The organism is Flavobacterium algoris, assembly GCF_048158525.1.
GTDB classification, from domain to species: domain Bacteria; phylum Bacteroidota; class Bacteroidia; order Flavobacteriales; family Flavobacteriaceae; genus Flavobacterium; species Flavobacterium algoris.
In genome coordinates this window covers 82,360-101,963 of the sequence record NZ_JBLNKT010000007.1, presented here as the reverse complement: position 1 = coordinate 101,963, position 19,604 = coordinate 82,360, and the positions used below count along the sequence as shown (strand labels likewise).

Genomic DNA, 19,604 nt, shown 5'->3' with positions numbered 1-19,604 from the left:
GGTTACATTTGAGTTTTATAAAATAGAATAATGAAAGATACGAAACATATATCACGCTCCAGAGCACAGGAATCATCGGCAGCTATTGAAAAAATGTACATCACCATGCGTCATTTGTTCAATAGAGGATTTTATAAACCAATGGGGGTTTCAGGGGATACTTTGAGGGAAGCTTTATTGGCTTTACGCCCGGAAATCTACGGTAATATTGGTGAAGAAAAAGTAGAATTGAATGGTCTTTTATACGTTATTGAGCGTTTGCCGGTAGGAATTGAAGAATGTAGATTTATCAATTTAACTTCGGATGAAGGGTATTCTAAATCCCACTTTCAAGCGATTGTTCCGCCAAAAAGACGCCGTAATTGTTATCGAATTGACGAGGAACAAATGAATGTGGAGATTACGCGTGGACGTTCGGATATTTATGATATTTTGACGCATTTAACGTTCATTTTCATCGAATCCCATAAAATAAGAAACAGGGTTTTACTAGATGATGCCGGCGAAGTTTCGCGGGATTGGTTCAAACTGGAACAAGCAGTTTCCCAAAATAAAAAACTGACTTTGGTGGAAAAAGAGAAAGCAATTTCGCATGCTTCAAATATTCTGGGAAGAACATTTGAGGAAGTTTTAGAGATATATGATGCATTTGGGTCGGTAACTGCGCCAGATCGTTTCTTGCATGTTATTTTTTGGCTGGGGAAATTAGCGATTGAGGAAGTGGTTGACAATAATAAAAGAACCATAACATTCAGCCCGATTTTGAGGGAAAGATTGGGACATCACATTCATGGTGAAATTTGGGCTACGAACATCAAGGAAGTTTTGAAAGAGAATCAGCTTCTGGACCGTCCAATTCATGTGATTAGTGCCAATATGCACAGTGTAATGAACTCTATTTTTGCTACGCCAGTTTTAAAAACCAAGTTCAAAGACAAATCAGATTTCTTTATTTATGAAGAACTGAGCAAATCTGGTGCTTATGAAGTTCGCAATCAAGTGGAAGATGTGGCATTGAAATACGGAATGATTTCGTTGCCGGATACTTCAGGAACTAATATTGATGTGCAAATTTTTGATACAGCTAAAATAGACTGGGCTAAAACCTCATTTCCAAAAGCAAATACAGGAGATAAAAAACCGGTTATAATTGTGATGGATTATGCTTTTGGCGAGCAAGCGTATGAAACGATTGACGAATTATTAAAACCGTATAAAAAAGAGACCTTATTGAATGTGGAATCAGTTTCCATCATGGGTAAAGCGGGAATTTTGGAAGGCGGAAAAGGAGATATTATGATTCCGAATGCGCACATCAATGAAGGAACGGCTGATAATTATTTTTTCCATAATGAATTGTCGGCAGAGATGTTTGAAGGTAATGATATCGCAGTTTTTGCAGGACCAATGGTTACTGTATTGGGAACATCATTGCAAAACAGGGATTTATTAAAGTTCTTTCATGAATCAACCTGGGGTGTAATTGGATTAGAAATGGAAGGTTCTTATTATCAAAAAGCTATTCAATCAGCCTCTAAAATCAGAAAGAGTGTCCCATTAGATGTAAAAGTAAGATATGCTTATTATGCTTCGGATAATCCACTGGAAACAGGAAGTACTTTAGCGTCTGGCGGATTGGGAACAACGGGTGTAAAACCTACGTATTTGATTACCATTAAAATATTGGAACAAATTTTCAACGTAAAATAAAAGAATAGCATGACTAAAAACGAACCCAATAACCAAGAGGATCAGGAGATTGATTTAACACAAATTTCTAAAAAGATAAAAAGTTTTTTTGAAGGAATTAATACTTTAATATTCAAATGCATTCAGTTTTTTGTAAAAAGAGTGATTGTGATTTCAATTTTGATACTAGTTGGAGTCGGTTTGGGAATGTTTTTAGACGAAACACATAAAACCTATGATCATCAAATTATAGTTACTCCAAATTTTGGAAGCACAGACTATTTATATTCTAAAATTAATTTGCTTGAATCTAAAATAAAAGAAAGGGATACTGTTTTTCTTAAAGAAATCGTAGGGATAAAAAAGCCGATAGAAATACTAAAAATTGAGATCAAACCCATAACGGATGTTTACAAGTTTATTGAAAATAAAACCGAAAACTTTGAATTAATCAAGTTGATGGCGGAAGGCGGGGATATAAAAAAAATCCTGGAAGATAATTTGACCAGTAAAAATTATCCCTTACATACCATTACTTTCAAAACTAAAAAGATAACAAACGATATTGAAACGGTTCAGCCTATTTTAGGCTATCTAAACCAAACGGATTACTATAAAAAAATCCAAAAAGAAACGGTAAATAATGTCCAAATAAAGATGATTCAAAATGACACTATTATTTCACAAATAAATAGTGTTTTGAATGGATTTTCTAACATGGTAAATGGAGCTCAAAAAAGTGACAAACTGGTTTATTATAATGAAAATACGCAACTAAATGATGTTATTAAAACTAAAGAGGCTTTGATTAATGAACAGGGAAATTCTAGATTAGAATTAGTTGGATTAAATAAAATTATAAAGGATAACAGTTCAACATTAAATATTGAAAACACGAACTCGGTCAATGGAAAGTTAAAATTGGTTTTACCTGTTTTGTTTCTGTTTTTATTTATTTTAATACATTTATTTATGGCTTATTATAAAAGCCAAATAAAAAAATTGATATAATTACTTTTAACCTTGTTTTAAAAGGAAACACAATCGAACAGAAATTTAATTAATTCAACCAATACAATTTTCTGAAATTTTGAAAAAAATCAATATGGATTTCAATAAAATAAAAAAAAATCCATTTGTTTTACAGAGCTTAAAAACGATGTTTTTAAGAATTATAGGGGTAATTACTCTTTTCGGGTTTTCGTTGTTTTTAACGCATAATTACGACCCAAAAATCATTGGTCAATTCGACTTTATAAGAATGGTTTTATTAGTTCTGAGCAGTATTTGCGTTCTGGGTACGGATCAATCCATATTATATTTTACGGGCATTTTAAAAAGTACAAATGAAACGGAAAAATTAAAGGCTATTTACAAAAAAATTGTAGCGCTTATTTTTATATTATGTTTATTGACATTGATTGTTTTTTTTATCATTGGTCAAAATAGAATTGCTATTTTTTTTAATGATAAAGGTACTTATTTGCTGATGGCTAAGGCAATTATTGCGTTGTTTTTCTATTCGATAACTTTATTTAATACTGAAACAATTAGAGCATTAGACAAAATTTATATTGCCGAATTATTTAGAAATACGTTTAAGTATGTTTCCGTTATTATTGGGGCGGTCGTCTTGTTTTATTATCATCAGGAAACTTATTTAATAGACACTTTTTTGATAGGATTTGTTGCACTTGCGATTATAACAACGAGTATTATTTTTCGACTTTTCAAAAAACAAAAAAAACATTCAATAATACCAAATGATATTAATCCTTTTACGTATTCCTTTATTGCTCACAAATCATATCCGATGGCTGTAAGCAATTTAGCTATTTTCTTGATGATGACTTTTGACGTGGTGTTTTTGAAAAAATTCAAAGGAGACGAAACCGTTGCCTATTATGCTGTTGCAATGAAGTTGGTTTCTATTTTGTTTATGATAAATAACTCTGTGTACATTTCGGTTTCTTTAAAAATCGCAAAACTTTATACAGACAAAAATCGCACAGAACTATTAAAAGCATTGAAACAAAGCGCCAGAATAATTGTTTTGCTAACATTACCGGTGGTTTTATTTGTTTGTTTGTTTGCCGAAAATATTTTATTTTTCTTTGGACAAAATTACACACAAGGGAAACAAGCGCTTTTGATATTAATGGTTGGTGAATTATTGGCTTCTTTTTTTGGAGTATCAGCGATATATTTGAATATGACAGGAAGGCAAAGTATTTTCCAAATCGTTTTAATTTTTGCGGTACTAGTCAATTTAATTCTAAATATTATATTAATCCCCATGTATTCAATGACAGGAGCAGCAATTGCTTTTGTTTCAAGTTTACTTTTTTGGAATATAGTTACTGCAATAATTATTTATAAAAAAGATAAGTTATTAATTGTATTTCATTAAAATAGTGGTGTTAAATAGCGCCAATTTTAATATAATCATTCACTGATAAAATGAGGTTTTCCAACAAAAAGTATTAATGAAAACACTAATAAAAAAAAACAAAGCGGTATTTTTAGGGTTGTTTTTTGGTAATTTAATCATAGCCTTATTAACACCATATATTTTACCGGAAAGATATTTTAATGATACTGTAATAATAATATTTGACAAAGGCAAAGAAATAGGCTGGTTAGGTAGTTATCCGTTTGCCATTATGTTTTATAAACTTACGGGTTTACGACATCTTCCTTTTTTTGCTATTGCCTTAATTCAATTTCCCATAGTAACTTACCTATTATATAAAATCGGTGTGCCTTCTAACTTCCATAAGTTAAATGTGAAAAATGTTTTGGTATATATTGCGCTGTTGCTTACAGGAATATACATGTCTATGCCTACTAAGGAATTTATAACCTTTTTAATGTTTTGTACCATTCCTTTTATATTTCAATCCAATAAGAAACCAAGATTTAAAATTGTTTTTTCACTAGTTTTAATCGCTTGTTTTTCATTTTTCAGACCCTATTATATATTGATGCCAATATTTGCGGTAGGGATGTATTTAGTATCGTTTATCAAATTTGAGAATAAAACATTTTCTACTATTTTTTATGGATTGCTGATTGCCATTTTTTTATCACTGAGTCATGGAGTCATAAGAGGCGAATATATTTCGAAACTAACAAGGGAAAATTATGTCATTAATAATATTAATAAAAACAATATAAATACGGCTATAGTATCGCCAATATCGCAAGATACCTGGTATGGAGAAGCATTTGGTATTGTCTATGGTTTTATGGCTGTAAACGTGCCTGTCGTCGAGGCAATTAAACATATTTTGTCTCCTCAAGTGCTCGCTTTTGTAATCTGGCAATTATTGATTTTTTATATTTTATTTGTCCGGTTTTCCAGATGTTTAAAAAACAGAAAGCAATATCAATTTGAGTTGTGGACCTTATTAATTTTATTTGCTTATTTTATCGTTCAAGGTATATTTGAACCTGATTTAGGAACTTCTATAAGACATAAAATAGGCCTTTTTCCTTTAATATATTTTGCATTGTATTATGAAAATTTCAGAAAAGACATTCAACAAAGTATTTAATTTATTTTTATTTTTAATTGCTATTACATTAATTTTCAGAAAACTCTGTACTATTTTTTTGATCGTTTTTGTGATTTTCAATTTATTGTTTTTAAAGAAAATAAAAATTTCAAAAAGCCAACTACCGATGATGTTGTTGATAGCAGCCCCATTTTTGATGGAAATGTTGTTTTTTGGAAATAATGATTCTTATGCTCTCGGTTTAAAATCATTGGAGAAAAGTCTTTCACTACTCTTTTTTCCAGTATTTATAATTGGAAATTACCAGCGGATTCAGTTTATTAAAATTTTGAAAGCCTATTGTATGGGTACAACGCTTATTATGGCATTCTTTTTTGTGCGTTTTATAATATTGTATCCTGAGCATTTTTTTAAATACCTCAATGGGATTCATCTTTGGGAAATGGGCTATGTCTTTTCCGATAGTATTGGGATTCATGCCCCGGCGCTCAATATGCACTTGGCTTTTGTAGCTTTTTCTAATCTTTATTTTTTGTTTGAAACTTCAAAAACCAATTATAGTAAATGGTCCAAAATTAGAGATTTAGCACTTTTTATTCTTTCGTTCTTTTTTGTTTTGTACGTGAACACCAGAATGGCATTATTAGCCACTTTATTTGGTTTTATGACGGTTGGTTATTTCCAAATTTCCAAAAGTTATAGTTCTAAAGTTATCTTCAAAAGGGCGATAATTATTCTGGTTTTGATTGGCTCCGTTTTATTTTTGTTCCTACAAAAGAATCCTTATATGAAAGAAAAGTATTCGACCCAGATTTTTTCGAATATGGACAAAATAGGGAAATTAGATGAAATAGATCACCCGGAAATAGCCGTTTACAGCTCGTTTGTAACCCGATTATCCATTTGGAAATCAGCGTGGGAATTGTCTCTTAAAAACCTTCCTTTTGGAGTGGGAGCTTCTGACGGGAAGATAGAATTAGTAAAGTATTTTAAAGAAACGAATCAAATATTTCTGGCAAAATATGAGTTTCCAACACACAATCAATTTTTAGATTATTTATTAAAATTTGGAATATTGGGACCTATTGTAGCCTTATTTTATATTGGATTTATTGCTTATTTAGGAATTAAGACAAAGAATACAGTTATAATTTCTTTCTTTTTTTTGTTTTTCACTTCAAACCTTACAGATGATTTCCTCCTTCGTTTTGATGGAATTGTTTTCAGCGGATTATGGATTTCTATATTTGCGAGTTATTGGCTTCAACAAAAAAGTAAGCTGATTGTTGTATAATATTTTTTAGGATGACACAAAAAAACCGCTTATTTAGCGGTTTTAATAACATCTTTTTTATATTCTAAATGGGGGTATATTTCTCCAACCTCAGGAAACTGTTTCAGTGTTTCTATTGGCACATTTTCAACTACATAATCAGGACCAGCAGGTAGTGTTTTAAGATAATCATCAGTCGCAGGAATTGAATTTGTTCTCCAACGGGCACCTTCTTTTATTAAATACCATTGCCCTGTTGAGGCATGAACTATTTTTCCTTCGTATCGATCAAAGTCAGTCAGTTCAACTTTTACTTCATTAGACGCTTTAGGCGCAACCTCTTGAATGGCATCTTGCTGTGTCGTTTCCTCTTTCTTGTTTCCACAAGACAATGAAAATAAAGCAACTAGAGTCGCAATCATAAACGTTTTTCTCATTTGAATTTATTTAAAAATGGTAAAATTAAAATTTCAGTAAATATCGTTATTTTTTCTAATCAAAGAAACTTAATAGAAGTTATATATAGTTGAATTTTTTTTAAATAGATCCTAAAGAGATAATTTAAATCAATATTTTGTAATTATTAAATTTGTGATACATTTGAGTTTTTAACAATAATTGCGCAAGTAATAAAGAACGATTATTATTATTATTATTTACATCAAATAAAATGGAAAAACTAAAGATCGTTCATTTATTACATTCCATAGGCGGAGTTGATGTGTATTTGAGACTTGTTTTAGAAAATATGAATACTGATTCGTTTGAAAACATAGTTATTCATGGAGCCAAAGACACAATTAAACCTTTTTTTGATAAAAAGGGGAATAAAGTAAAAGAATATAAAGTTTCTATTTTTAGAGATATTTCAATATTTAATGATTTTAAATCACTGGTTGAGACGTATAAAATTCTAAAAATAGAAAAGCCAAGTCTAATACACGCACATAGCGCTAAAGGGGGCATTGTAGGTCGAATTACGGGAAGATTATTAGGAATAAAAGTAATTTATACACCACACGCTTTCTCCTATTTAAGTACGCAAAATAGTCTAAAAAGAATCCTTTTTTTGAGTATTGAAAAATTTCTTGCCAATGGAAATAGTCAGCTTTTAGCAACATCACAATCTGAAAAAAAACGTGCTATTGAGGAGGTTGGTTATAAACCAAAAAATGCAATAGTATTCAATAACTGTATTGAACCAATAACTAAAATACAACCCTTAACCATTACTAAAACGTGGCCTGAAGATTATATTTGTACCGTTGGGCGTCCATCGTATCAAAAAAATATTGAGCAAATGATACGGATCTTGCACGAAGTTAATAAAGAAGCAAAAATTCATTTAATCGTAATGGGAGTTGGTCCAGTATCAGGTCAGTTAGAATCAGTTAAAAATTTGATTCAGGAGTTAGATATGGGCAATGATGTAACGCTTTTAAATTGGACTGAAAGAACCGATGTTTTTCATATAATTAATCAATCTAAGTTTTATCTTTCAACTTCCAGATATGAAGGAATGCCTTATTCTATTATTGAAAGTTTAGCATTATCTAAAGCTTGTGTAGTTAGTAATTGTGATGGAAATAAAGATTTGATTATTGATGATTACAATGGATTTGTTGTTGATAATGAAGATATAAAGGATTTTAAAAGTAAAATTTTAAAGTTATTAATCGATAAAGAATTATTGGATAAATTGTCAAAAAATGCTTTTAATTCGTATTCCGAAAACTACAACATCAAAAAAAATATTTCTGAACTGGAATCTATTTATTTGGATTAATATTGAAAAAAATAATTTTAATGTATAAAGAGTTCATCAAACAAAAGATAAAGAAAGAAAAATTTCATCCTGGGATTATTGGGTTTCTCATTAATTATAATTTTCTAATCCGAAAATCAATTCGAAGCGCTATAAAAAATAATGCGCATAAACTTGATGGCTCTTTGTTGGATTTTGGTTGTGGAACTAAACCGTATAAAAAATTATTTGTAAACGTAAAGGAATATATTGGTGTAGATTATAAAATTGAAGGAAGGGAACAAAATTATAATGAAGTAGATGAGTTTTATGATGGTAAAAAAATTCCATTTGAAAATGAACGGTTTGATTCTCTTTTGTGCACCGAGGTTTTAGAACATGTTTTTAATATCGACGAATTATTAAAGGAATTTAATAGAGTATTAAAGAAAAATGGGAAGGCACTAATTACAACTCCTTTTATGTGGGAAGAGCATGAAATGCCCTATGATTTTGCAAGATACACAACACCCGCTTTAAAACATTTGTATCAAAAAAATGGTTTTAAGGTGGTTGAGAACTTTAAAACAGGAAATTATATAGAAGTTATTTTTCAATTTAATTTAAATTACATAAAGAATATACTCCCTAATAATAAAAATGTAAGACAGGTTTTTCTAATTCCTTTTATCGTCTTTTTTAACTTTTTTGGAGTTCTGTTCAGTCTATTCTTGCCAATTGATACTACAGCTTATTTCAACAATGTATTTGTTTTAGAAAAAATAGAATAATTTGAATTGCTTCGCCAATAATTGAAAATAAAAAGTTATAAAAAAAGATTTTGCTGATATTTCTTTCACAATCCTAATGATAAGTTTATTTTTGACAGAATGCTCTTTATGACGACAAAGAGCATTGCGTTATTTGAAGTAATTTATTTACTTTTTAATAAATAAATTATTTTCATAATACCCAACCTTTAAAAATCTATATGAAAAGAATACTTATCACTGGAGCCGCTGGATTTTTAGGATCACATCTTTGTGACCGTTTTATTAAAGAAGGCTATTTTGTTATTGGCATGGATAATCTCATTACTGGAGATTTAAAAAATATAGAACATTTGTTCAAACTGGAAAATTTTGAATTTTATCATCATGATATCACCAAGTTTGTTCACGTTCCGGGTCAATTAGATTATATTTTGCATTTTGCTTCACCGGCAAGTCCAATCGATTATTTGAAAATTCCGATACAAACATTAAAAGTGGGTTCTCTTGGGACGCACAATCTTTTAGGTTTGGCACGAGTAAAAAATGCCAGAATTCTTATAGCATCCACGTCTGAAGTGTATGGAGATCCATTGGTTCATCCACAAACTGAAGAATATTACGGAAATGTAAACACAATAGGACCTAGAGGCGTTTATGATGAAGCCAAACGTTTTCAGGAATCAATAACAATGGCGTACCATACTTTTCATGGTGTAGAAACCAGAATTGTTAGAATTTTCAATACGTACGGCCCAAGAATGAGACTCAATGACGGTAGAGTTATTCCAGCATTTATAGGTCAGGCGCTTCGTGGTGAAGACTTAACTATTTTTGGTGATGGAATGCAAACACGTTCTTTCTGTTACGTTGATGATCAGGTGGAGGGTATTTTTAGATTATTACATTCTGATTATGTTCTTCCTGTAAATATTGGTAATCCGGATGAAATAACGATTAAAGATTTTGCCGAAGAAATTATAAAACTGACCGGAACCAATCAGAAAGTGGTATATTTCCCTTTACCAATAAATGATCCTTTGCAACGACAACCAGATATTACAAAAGCAAGAAAATTGCTAGGTTGGGAAGCTAAAGTAAATCGTGCCGAGGGGATGAAAATCACTTACGACTATTTTAAATCATTGTCCAAAGAAGAACTTTCTAAAGAAGAACACAAGGATTTTTCGGGTTATATTAAATAGCGAAAGGGTAGCATTTTTGAATTTATCTTTAAATTAATAGTTAGAATACATTCACTAATTATGACGGCATCACAAATAGGAAGATATTCAAAATACATACGGCCTATTAGTGTTTCAATTGATCTAATAGTTATTTCAATACTAGGTTTGTTCTTCCTCGAAGACCTCAATTTAAATATTGAGCATTATCTTATTTATCAAACAATTGGATGGATTGCAGCTGCTTTTTCTATCAAATTTTATGATGTCTATCGCTTTACAAAACCAATTGAAATTATTTCTAAAATCGTCAAACAGGGGATTTTATTTCTTTTAATAATCATTGCTTTTTTTCCGTTTTCTAAACAAGTTGTTTTTAGTGGAACAGTGATTACCCTGTTTATTTCATCAGTTATAGGATTGATTACTGTTTCAAAATTTTTATTGTTTTATTATTTAAAGGAATACAGAATAATAACTGGAAGTAATTACCGAAGCGCTGTGATTATTGGATATACACCTGAAGCAATTCGATTGAAAGATCTTTTCGAAACAAGAAATGATTATGGGTATCGTTTTTTGGGGTATTTTTCAGATAAGAAATCAAATCAAAATATTAAAGGAAAATTAGCAGATTTGAAACCTTTCGTAATTGAAAATTTTGTTGATGAAATTTATTGTTCATTGAACGAAATCTCCAACGAACATTTGAAAGATTTAATAGATTTTGCTGATGAAAATAATAAAACAATAAAATTCATTCCGGATACTAAAGAAATTTTTTCAAAAAAATTAAAAATAGATTATTACGAATTTTTCCCTGTTCTGTCTTTAAAAAAAACAATCCTGCATGATCCGGCGACTAAAGTATTTAAAAGGACATTTGATATAGTTTTCTCCATTATAATCATTGTATTTCTTTTATCCTGGTTGATTCCTTTATTAGCTATTTTGATAAAATTAGAATCTTCAGGCCCCGTTTTTTTTAAACAAGGAAGACCTGGAATTGATGAAAATGAATTTTATTGCTATAAACTTCGTTCTATGAGAATGAATAAAACAACCGAAAAAGAAGCCTCAAAAAATGACCCTCGTGTTACTAGAATCGGTAAATTTATGAGAAAAACAAGTTTAGACGAAATGCCTCAATTTATAAATGTTCTACTTGGTGAAATGTCAGTTGTAGGTCCGCGGCCTCATCTTTGGGCACAAAATAAAATTTATGGGAATAAGGTTAAGAAATATATGGTACGTCACTCTGTTAAACCTGGAATTACTGGATTAGCTCAAGTGAGTGGTTTTCGTGGTGAAATAGAAACAGATGATGATATGATTAATAGAATAAAATTTGATGTTTTTTACATTGAAAATTGGTCGCTCATATTAGATTTAAAAATAATTTCTCAAACAATAGTTAACATTTTCAAAGGCGAAGAAAAAGCATATTAAAATGGAAACACCATTAGTCTCAATTATAACACCGTCCTTTAATTCTGAAAAATTCATTGCTGAAACGATTCAATCTGTTCAGAATCAAACCTACCAAAATTGGGAAATAATTATTGTGGATGATTGTTCTTTAGATAAAACGCTTTCTATTGTTACAAAAATGGCACTTCTTGACAATAGAATCCAACTTTTTCAATCCGAAAAAAACTCAGGAACTGGTATTGCACGAAATACTGCGCTGACTAAATGTAAGGGAAGGTATATTTCTTTTTTGGATGCTGATGATTTGTGGAAACCACAAAAACTGGAGAAACAAATAGATTTTCTTAAAACCAATAATTTACCGTTTACTTTTTCTTTTTACGATTGCATCGATGAGGAGGGAAAGTCATTAAATAGAACTGTGGAAGCACCAAGAAATCTATCCTACAGACAACTATTTTTTTGTAATTATGTTGGGAATCTTACCGGTATTTATGATGTAAATTATTTCGAAAAAATTGCTATTTCTTCCATCCGTAAACGCCAAGACTGGATGTTATGGCTCACGATTCTAAAAAAAATAAAAACAGCACAGCCTCTTCCAGAAAGTTTAGCTTTTTATAGAATTAGAGAAAATTCCATTTCAGCTTCTAAATTGGACTTATTGAAGCATAATTTTGCGGTTTACAGGACTTTTCATGGATTTAATATAGTTGTTTCATTACTTTGCATGACGGGTTTTTTATTCACGCAATTAATTATTAAACCAGGTTATATTAAGAAAGTTAAATTATAACATTGAAATTTTTAATACCTAATTTTCAACCATATAAGGAACGTAAGTTCATGTAAGTTTCACTATTAATTAATTTTGACTTCAATACTTATATTTCCTTAAAGGCCTTATATGGTGTAAGTTTATGTGTCAAATCATCGATTTAAACTGTTTCAATTTTCCACTATTGCTTCTTTCTAAAGTGTCTTTTCTTGTAAATTTAAAGTTTAAATCAGGTTCCAGATATAAGGCAATAGCGACTTCTATTTTTTTAATTTGTTTAGAATTTAATTCGGTTTCACTGACATATTCAATTTCAAAAGAATCAATTTTTGTTTGTTTAATAATGAATTCTTTTACGTTTCCATCGTCTTCAATAAAGCTTTTTGTTACGTAATAAAATGTCAATCCAGGTGATTTTTTCCCGCTTGGTAAAAGGGCAACATCATTCGTTCTTCCAATTAATTTCTTGAGAATAGGTTTCTTCAACGTACTTTTTTCGTCCAGAATCCCTATATCGCCAATATCATATCGTATAAACGGATGCGCTTTGTTGAATAAAGAAGTAATCACAATTCGGCCCGAAGTACCGTTTGGAACCGCTTGATTATTGTCATCCAAAATCTCTACAAATAATGTTTCCGAATTCATTTGCCATTCATCTTGAGGATTTTGAAAAGCGATTAAATCTAGTTCCGAAGCACCGTATTCATTGACAATTGGAATTCCAAATTGTTGCTCCAAAAGAATTTTATCATCTTCAAAAAGCATTTCGGAAGTCACCATACATACTTTTAAAGTGGGACAGATTTCCTTTAAAATGATGTTTTTTTTCTTTAAATATTTGGCAAACAAAACAATTGAACTCGTGTAACCATTGATGTAATCGAATTTTTTATTCTGAAATTTTTTCAGAATGGTTTCTAATACCACATCTGACAAATCAAAAATGGAGAATCGAAACCGATGGCTCAATAAATCTTTGAAACGTTCTTTTTTGTTACCAATAAAATCCATTGGAATCCCATAAAAACGGGCCTGATACGAACAGTTAAAATCAATTCCGTACCAACCAAATCGATACATATTAGAAGCCCAAGTCAAAGCGTGACTGTATTTATCTTTGGCAAAAATAAAGGGATCACCGCTGGAACCGGACGTTTTATTCACGTAACTATTTTTTGGCGAATACCCGTTCGAAAGCCTTTCAAGCAATGGTTTTTGTAAGTTTCTTTTATTTAAAACGGGTAAATTGTCCCAATTGGTAGCATTTGAACCAACTAACTCCTGATAAAATGGATTATTCTGTAAATGAAAATGAACAATTTCTAATTTCTTATTTTCAAGAAAAGCTTCATGTTCTTTTTCGGATAAAGCGACAATTCTTCGCAATTCGGCTTTGGCTTCCTTCATCGGGAAACCATTTAGTTGCAGTGATAAGTCGAAAAGTGGAAACATTTAGGCTACTTTTTGAGTGTCAAAACGTTTTATGGATTGCAGTTCTTTTGCTTTGTGTTCTTGTTCTTCCTCAATGTCAAAATCATCCTGAAGACCAAGCCAAAATTTAGCGGAATTACCAAAATATTGACTCAAACGCAAAGCCGTGTCAGCCGTAATTCTTCGGTTTCCTTTCGTAATTTCAGAAATTCTGGTTTGTGGAATTTTCAAATCCTTAGATAATCGGTATGCTGTTATTTCCAAAGGAATAAGAAATTCTTCTAATAAAATTTCACCCGGATGTATGTTTTTTAATTTTTCCATTTCTTAACTATTTTAATGATAATCTACAATTTCTACCTGTGAAGTATTTGCATTTTCCCAAATAAAAATAATTCGCCATTGATTGTTAATTCTAATGCTACAATAGTCTTTTAAATTACCATTTAGTTTTTCTAAACGGTTGGAAGGCGGTATTTTTAAATCTGCTAAATCTTGAGAATTATTAAGCATTCTTAGTTTTCGTCTGCCTATTTGTTGAATTTCTATTGAAGGTTTCTTTACAACAATTCCATTCCATATTTTTTCAGTTTCTTTAGACCCAAATGAAATTATCATACCTTTAACGTTACTAACGTCAAAAGTAAGTAAAAAAAATTATTATTTCATCTTAAAACAAACTATTTTTGCACCACAACTAAATAAAACAACATCATGACTATTTTACTATTGGGTTCAGGCGGAAGAGAGCATGCATTTGCATGGAAAATGATTCAAAGTCCGCTTTGCGACACGCTTTTTGTAGCACCAGGAAATGCTGGAACAGCAGCAATAGCTAACAATATTGATATAAGCCCAACTGATTTTGACGCGATCAAAGCTTTTGTTCTTCAGGAAAAAGTAGAAATGGTTGTTGTAGGACCGGAAGATCCATTAGTAAAAGGGATCTATGATTTCTTTTTAAATGATGCCGAGTTAAAACATATTCCGGTTATTGGACCATCAAAAATTGGTGCTCAATTAGAAGGAAGTAAAGAATTTGCCAAAGAATTTTTGATTAAACATAATATCCCAACTGCTGCTTACGATAGTTTCACTGCTGAAACAGTGGAGAAAGGATGCGAATTTTTGGAGACACTGCAACCGCCTTATGTTTTAAAAGCAGACGGATTAGCAGCTGGAAAAGGTGTTTTGATTATTCAAGATTTGGCGGAAGCCAAAGAAGAATTAAGAAACATGTTAGTACACCAAAAATTTGGTGACGCCAGTTCTAAAGTGGTGATTGAAGAATTCCTTGACGGAATCGAATTAAGCTGTTTTGTTCTTACTGACGGAAAAAATTATAAAATCCTGCCTACTGCCAAAGATTACAAACGCATTGGTGAAGGCGACACCGGATTAAATACAGGTGGAATGGGAGCAGTTTCTCCAGTTCCTTATGTTGACGCTGTTTTGATGGAGAAAATCGAAACACGCATCGTAAAACCTACTATTGATGGTTTCCAGAAAGACGGAATTCCGTACAAAGGATTTGTTTTTATTGGATTGATTAATGTGAATAACGAGCCAATCGTAATTGAATACAATGTGAGAATGGGCGATCCGGAAACGGAAGTGGTTGTTCCAAGATTGAAAACAGATTTAGTCGAATTGTTTTTGGCTGTGGCCAATGAAAAACTAGATGAAATCACACTTGAAATTGACGAAAGAAGCGTTACTACAATTATGGTAGTTTCTGGCGGATATCCTGAAGATTTCGAAAAAGGAAAAGTGATTTCAGGATTAGAGAACATTCAAGACTCTATTGTTTTTCACGCAGGAACAAAATTAGAAAATGGAAATGTTGTTTCTAATGGTGGAAGAGTTTTAACCGTAACTTCTTATGGAAATGATTTTGAAGAGGCCATAAAAAAATCTTACCAAAACATAGATAAACTAAATTTTGATAAGATGTATTTTAGAAAAGATATTGGAAACGATTTAAAATAGTTTCCAATTATCGTTCACTTTTTTTTAAATATTATTTTAAGAAAGAGTGAGCGGTAGTATCTTGATTTTCTGTTCCGTTTTCTTCAAAAACTTTCAATTGTTTGATCCAATATACCATTGCAGACGCACAAATAATCATGAAAATCCAATTGATAGTATTAGCAGCAAACCAAGATTTAAGCTCTAATGAGCGTAAAAAATCTAGAGGAGCAAATAAAATATTTACAAATAAGTATTGTATTCCTTCGAAAAATGCTTTCATAATGTATAAAATTAATTTTATTAGTTGTTTTTAAAGAGCTCTGGATAGTAAAAAGGTCTTATTTAGTAAGAATCTTTTTGAACTTGCAGGGTTTCCTTTTTAAACAAGTATTATATTTACAAACACAAAAGTATAAAATATCCTTATGATAACAAGTGTTTTTAAAAAATCTACACCATTAAATTTTTCATTGGTTGTAATTTTAATGCTGGTTTTCTTTTTAATATACCAATTTCAAGATTTATCTTGGACTAATTCTCTTTTTTTGATTTTAAAAAAAGTAGCATTGTTCTGCATTTTATTAGCTTCAATTTTTATTACAAATTTTGTTGTAAAGAAAAACGGACTCAGTAAAGACAGTACATACACCATTTTTTTCTATTTTTTGTTGTTGCTTTTTTTTCCTTCGGTATTAGACAACACGAACCTAATTGTTTCAAATTTCTTTATTCTATTAGCCCTTCGCCGATTGATTTCATTGCAATCACTTAAAGCTTCCAAAGAAAAAATATTTGATGCTTCATTGTGGATTTTTTTAGCCTCATTATTTCATTTTTGGAGTATTATTTTTATTGTATTGGTTTTCATATCAATAATTTTCCATGTTTCCAGAGATTATAGAAACTGGTTCTTGCCGTTTATTGCCTTTTTCACTGCCGCAATTATTTTCTTGTTATATGCAGCAGTATTCAATGTAAACGTAATCGAATATATAACCAGGAGTGTAACAACGGATTTCAGAATTGATTATTTTACGAATAATTACCAAAATGCTGCTTTTTCGATCTATGCTACTATTGCCTTATTTTTCGTTATTTCAATGTTTGCAACATTGTCTAACAGACCACAGCTTTTACATGTTTCTTTCAAAAAAATAATAGCTTCCTTCTTTATTGGAATAGTAATTTTCTTGATTTCCTCCAATAAAAGTAATGATTTATTGCTATTTACCTTTGCGCCATTAGCAATCATGGCAACAAGTCATATTGAAATTGTGCAGCTAAAATTGAAACAGGAAATTGTATTGTTTGTTTTTATTCTATGCAGTCTTTTTGCTTTTTTCTCTCAATTATAGTTTCTCCCCAAAAGCTAAATCTCCTGCATCGCCAAGTCCGGGAACAATGTAACTGTGCTCATTTAGTTTTTCGTCTAATGCAGAAATCCAAAGATGACACGTATTGGGTAAATGTTGTTTAAGGTGTTCAATTCCTTCTGGGGCGGCAATTACAACTGCAATATGAATTTCCTTTGGAGTTCCTCTTTCCATTAATTTATTAAAAACAGCAACTATAGATTGTCCGGTAGCAAGCATGGGATCAATCAATAGTAAATTTTTGTTGTTTATATCAGCAATAGCTTGGTATTGAACCACAATTTCAAAATAATCATCATTATTAGGATGGTGTCTGAAGGCTGAAATAAAACCGTTTTCAGCATTGTCAAAATAATTCAAAAACCCTAAATGCAAAGGCAATCCTGCACGTAAAATGGAACATAAAACCAATTGATCTTCAATTTCGGTAGTTTTCTTGATGCCAAGAGGTGTTTGAATTTTGATGTTTTTGTAATGTAGTTCTTTACTCAATTCATAAGCCATTATTTCACCAATACGTTCAATATTTCTTCTAAAACGCATGCTGTCGTTATGAACATTTACATTTCGAATTTGTCCTAAAAAATGGTTCAGAACACTATTGTTTTCTGATAAAATATGGATTTGCATCGTTTTAATTTTGGAATTAAACTTCTAAAGTTTTTTTAATCTATAAAAGTATAAAAAAGTATCTTTGCGTTTTAATATATAAAGATATGTTTTCAAAATTAGCTTATTCAGTTTTCGAACAAAGTATTAAAGATTATCATCAATTTGATAATGTTGATCAGCCTATAAATAATCCGTTTCCGAAGGATAAATTTGAACATTTATTGTATCATAAAAACTGGATTGACACGGTGCAATGGCATTTTGAAGATATTATCCGTGATCCAAATATTGACCCGGTTGCTGCTTTGACTTTGAAAAGAAGAATCGATGCTTCTAATCAAGAACGTACGGATATGGTGGAATATATTGACAGTTATTTTCTTCAAAAATACAGCCATGTAGTAGTAAAAGAGAGTGCAAAAATCAACTCAGAAAGTCCTGCTTGGGCTTTTGACAGATTGTCGATTTTAGCTTTAAAAATTTATCATATGAATGAAGAAGCGACTCGTGCAGAAGCTTCACAAGATCACAGAGATAAATGTCAGGCAAAATTGAATATTCTTTTAGAGCAAAGAACTGATTTGTCAACCGCAATTGATGACTTAATAAAAGACATTGAAAATGGAAATAAATTCATGAAAGTGTACAAGCAGATGAAAATGTACAATGATGATGATTTGAATCCTGTTTTGTACCAAAACAAGAAGTAATTCTCATTTTTAAATTGTCCCAAAAAATCAAACATATAGCCGTCATGAGACTTTCCGCAATGGGAGATGTCGCCATGACGGTTCCTGTTTTACGCGCTTTCGTAAATCAGCATCCAGACGTTAAAATTACGATCGTTTCCAGACCATTTTTCAAACCTTTTTTCGATTTCATTCCCAACGTTTCTTTTTTTGCTTTCGATGAAAAAGAACGACACAAAGGGTTTCTGGGATTGTTGCGTTTGTTCCAAGATTTAAGAGGATTCCAAATTGATGCTTTCGCCGATTTGCATAATGTTTTACGGTCTAAAATCGTCAGAAGCCTTTTTGCTTTAAGCGGGAAAAAAGTAGCTTTAGTTGACAAAGGAAGAGCTGAGAAAAAAGCCTTGACGCAACCCGAAAATAAAGTTTTCAAACCATTGCCGACAATGTTTGAAAGACACGTAGAAGTGTTCAGGCAACTTGGTTTTAACGTTGATTTATCTCATCCAGTTTTCCCTGAAAAGCAAGCTTTAGATACTGAAATAATCAGTTTGACGGGAGAAAAAAACCAGAAATGGATAGGAATTGCTCCATTTGCACAGTATGATTCTAAAGTGTATCCGTTGGATTTGATGCAAGAAGTCATCAATCAATTAGCTAAAAATGCGGATTACAAAATACTCCTTTTTGGAGGTGGAAAAAAGGAAATCGAAATCTTAAATTCGCTTTCAGCCCACAAAAAAAATGTCATTACTATGGCAGGGAAAATTAAATTTAAGCAGGAATTACAACTCATCAGTAATCTTGATGTGATGCTTTCTATGGATTCCGGTAATGCCCATATTGCCGCTATGCTTGGCGTGAAAGTGATTACGCTTTGGGGCGCAACACATCCTTATGCCGGATTTTCACCTTTTAATCAACTATTAGAAAATGCGTTGGTTTCCGATAGAAATTTGTTTCCAAAATTACCCACTTCGGTGTATGGAAATAAAAAAGTCGAAGGATATGAAGATGCCATGCGAACGATTGCTGTAGATTCTATCGTAAAGGTTCTAAATGCCTGTAGACAAATAAATTAATATCCGTACATATATAGTTACGAGTTTTATCTCCCCAAGTGTTTATTGCCTTTGGG

The 19,604-nt window shown here is 31.2% G+C and carries 20 protein-coding genes; 14 read left to right on the top strand and 6 right to left on the bottom strand.

Annotation, left to right across the window (positions count from 1 at the left end):
• Positions 1 to 30 precede the first annotated feature (30 nt).
• The 5 genes from ACM55I_RS05790 (at position 31) to ACM55I_RS05770 (ending at position 6,501) form a co-directional block, all read left to right on the top strand.
• A complete protein-coding gene (locus ACM55I_RS05790; protein WP_416845810.1) occupies positions 31 to 1,710 on the top strand; it encodes a DUF6909 family protein in 1,680 nt (559 codons plus the stop codon).
• Positions 1,711 to 1,719: 9 nt separating this feature from the next.
• The gene (locus ACM55I_RS05785) at positions 1,720 to 2,700 is read left to right on the top strand and encodes a hypothetical protein (protein ID WP_416845809.1); all 981 of its coding nucleotides are present in this window, start codon (positions 1,720 to 1,722) and stop codon (positions 2,698 to 2,700) included.
• 94 nt (positions 2,701 to 2,794) lie between these two features.
• A complete protein-coding gene (locus tag ACM55I_RS05780; RefSeq protein ID WP_416845808.1) occupies positions 2,795 to 4,099 on the top strand; it encodes an MATE family efflux transporter in 1,305 nt (434 codons plus the stop codon).
• Positions 4,100 to 4,175: 76 nt separating this feature from the next.
• Entirely contained in the window at positions 4,176 to 5,246 is a 1,071-nt protein-coding gene (locus ACM55I_RS05775; RefSeq protein WP_416845807.1) for a hypothetical protein, read from the top strand.
• A gap of 127 nt (positions 5,247 to 5,373) precedes the next feature.
• Positions 5,374 to 6,501, top strand: a complete 1,128-nt coding sequence (locus tag ACM55I_RS05770; protein ID WP_416845806.1) for an O-antigen ligase family protein — start codon at positions 5,374 to 5,376, stop codon at positions 6,499 to 6,501.
• A 29-nt stretch (positions 6,502 to 6,530) separates the two neighbouring features.
• Here the strand turns inward: ACM55I_RS05770 and ACM55I_RS05765 are convergent, their stop codons facing one another.
• On the bottom strand, positions 6,531 to 6,917 hold the full coding sequence (locus ACM55I_RS05765) for a hypothetical protein (protein ID WP_416845805.1): 387 nt from the start codon (positions 6,915 to 6,917) through the stop codon (positions 6,531 to 6,533).
• Positions 6,918 to 7,150: 233 nt separating this feature from the next.
• Between ACM55I_RS05765 and ACM55I_RS05760 the strand changes: the two genes are divergently transcribed.
• From ACM55I_RS05760 to ACM55I_RS05740, 5 genes are all read left to right on the top strand, one after another.
• Positions 7,151 to 8,266: a glycosyltransferase gene (locus tag ACM55I_RS05760; protein ID WP_416845804.1), complete on the top strand. Its 1,116-nt coding sequence runs from the start codon at positions 7,151 to 7,153 to the stop codon at positions 8,264 to 8,266.
• A 20-nt stretch (positions 8,267 to 8,286) separates the two neighbouring features.
• Positions 8,287 to 9,015, top strand: a complete 729-nt coding sequence (locus ACM55I_RS05755; RefSeq protein WP_416845803.1) for a class I SAM-dependent methyltransferase — start codon at positions 8,287 to 8,289, stop codon at positions 9,013 to 9,015.
• Between the two features lie 200 nt (positions 9,016 to 9,215).
• Complete coding sequence (locus tag ACM55I_RS05750) at positions 9,216 to 10,199, top strand: UDP-glucuronic acid decarboxylase family protein (RefSeq protein ID WP_416834781.1); 984 nt, start codon at positions 9,216 to 9,218, stop codon at positions 10,197 to 10,199.
• Between the two features lie 60 nt (positions 10,200 to 10,259).
• Positions 10,260 to 11,627: an undecaprenyl-phosphate glucose phosphotransferase gene (locus tag ACM55I_RS05745; RefSeq protein ID WP_416845802.1), complete on the top strand. Its 1,368-nt coding sequence runs from the start codon at positions 10,260 to 10,262 to the stop codon at positions 11,625 to 11,627.
• 1 nt (position 11,628) lies between these two features.
• A complete protein-coding gene (locus ACM55I_RS05740) occupies positions 11,629 to 12,405 on the top strand; it encodes a glycosyltransferase family 2 protein (RefSeq protein ID WP_416845801.1) in 777 nt (258 codons plus the stop codon).
• Positions 12,406 to 12,534: 129 nt separating this feature from the next.
• On the opposite strand, the gene ACM55I_RS05735 is transcribed toward ACM55I_RS05740, so the two are convergent.
• From ACM55I_RS05735 to ACM55I_RS05725, 3 genes are read right to left on the bottom strand one after another with little or no spacing between them, the layout of a single operon-like run.
• A complete protein-coding gene (locus tag ACM55I_RS05735; RefSeq protein ID WP_416845800.1) occupies positions 12,535 to 13,842 on the bottom strand; it encodes a phenylacetate--CoA ligase family protein in 1,308 nt (435 codons plus the stop codon).
• Positions 13,843 to 14,145, bottom strand: coding sequence for a HigA family addiction module antitoxin (locus ACM55I_RS05730; protein ID WP_416834777.1), 303 nt, complete (start codon positions 14,143 to 14,145; stop codon positions 13,843 to 13,845). It abuts the gene before it with no gap.
• Positions 14,146 to 14,157: 12 nt separating this feature from the next.
• Positions 14,158 to 14,439 carry a type II toxin-antitoxin system RelE/ParE family toxin gene (locus ACM55I_RS05725; RefSeq protein WP_416845799.1) on the bottom strand — a complete coding sequence of 94 codons (282 nt, stop codon included), beginning with the start codon at positions 14,437 to 14,439 and terminating at the stop codon, positions 14,158 to 14,160.
• Positions 14,440 to 14,535: 96 nt separating this feature from the next.
• Here ACM55I_RS05725 and purD point away from each other — a divergent pair, with 96 nt between their 5' ends.
• A complete protein-coding gene (gene purD, locus ACM55I_RS05720; RefSeq protein WP_416845798.1) occupies positions 14,536 to 15,810 on the top strand; it encodes a phosphoribosylamine--glycine ligase in 1,275 nt (424 codons plus the stop codon).
• Positions 15,811 to 15,841: 31 nt separating this feature from the next.
• Here purD and ACM55I_RS05715 read toward each other — a convergent pair whose 3' ends face one another.
• Complete coding sequence (locus tag ACM55I_RS05715) at positions 15,842 to 16,072, bottom strand: DUF6341 family protein (protein WP_416845797.1); 231 nt, start codon at positions 16,070 to 16,072, stop codon at positions 15,842 to 15,844.
• 145 nt (positions 16,073 to 16,217) lie between these two features.
• Between ACM55I_RS05715 and ACM55I_RS05710 the strand changes: the two genes are divergently transcribed.
• Positions 16,218 to 17,147 carry a DUF6427 family protein gene (locus tag ACM55I_RS05710; protein ID WP_416845796.1) on the top strand — a complete coding sequence of 310 codons (930 nt, stop codon included), beginning with the start codon at positions 16,218 to 16,220 and terminating at the stop codon, positions 17,145 to 17,147.
• Here ACM55I_RS05710 and upp read toward each other — a convergent pair.
• A complete protein-coding gene (gene upp / locus ACM55I_RS05705; RefSeq protein ID WP_416845795.1) occupies positions 17,142 to 17,795 on the bottom strand; it encodes a uracil phosphoribosyltransferase in 654 nt (217 codons plus the stop codon). The two genes, ACM55I_RS05710 and upp, sit on opposite strands and share 6 nt — an antisense overlap.
• Before the next feature lie 86 nt (positions 17,796 to 17,881).
• On the opposite strand from upp, the gene ACM55I_RS05700 reads away from it, so the two are divergent.
• Entirely contained in the window at positions 17,882 to 18,487 is a 606-nt protein-coding gene (locus ACM55I_RS05700) for a DUF4254 domain-containing protein (protein ID WP_416845794.1), read from the top strand.
• 44 nt (positions 18,488 to 18,531) lie between these two features.
• Positions 18,532 to 19,548 carry a glycosyltransferase family 9 protein gene (locus ACM55I_RS05695; RefSeq protein WP_416845793.1) on the top strand — a complete coding sequence of 339 codons (1,017 nt, stop codon included), beginning with the start codon at positions 18,532 to 18,534 and terminating at the stop codon, positions 19,546 to 19,548.
• The last annotated feature ends 56 nt before the right edge of the window (positions 19,549 to 19,604 follow it).